Source organism: Vogesella mureinivorans, assembly GCF_007644035.1.
Classification (GTDB): Bacteria; Pseudomonadota; Gammaproteobacteria; order Burkholderiales; family Chromobacteriaceae; genus Vogesella; species Vogesella mureinivorans.
Map to the genome: position 1 here is coordinate 1 of NZ_VMTV02000553.1, position 379 is coordinate 379.

General features: G+C 48.0%; 1 protein-coding gene. It reads left to right on the forward strand.

Annotation, left to right across the window (positions count from 1 at the left end; translation table 11 throughout):
• The coding region (locus FLQ44_RS14510) for an aldehyde dehydrogenase family protein (RefSeq protein ID WP_206208898.1) at positions 1-379 on the forward strand (379 nt) is incomplete at both ends.

The following is a 379-nucleotide window of genomic DNA, read 5'->3' on the forward strand; positions in this document are numbered from 1 at the left end:
TATCCTGCTGTACTTCCTTGCTGGCCGTCTTGCAGTCAATCCGTATCCAACCGGCGTTCATGATATGCCAAACTATGGGTGTTGTGCACAAGGTCGTCGTATGTATGGCGAAACGATTCCTGCACCTAGTCAAGACAAGCGTTTACTCACTTTCCGTGAACCTGTGGGGGTATGTGTCGCCATTACACCATGGAACTTCCCTGCTGCCATGATCACACGTAAAGTAGCACCGGCATTGGCTGCGGGTTGCAGTATCATTGTCAAACCTGCTCAAGAAACACCTTTAACTGCACTTGCGCTCGCTTATCTTGCTGAGCAAGCTGGTATTCCCAAAGGTGTTTTAAATGTTGTGACAGGTCATTCAAAAGAAATTGTTGCC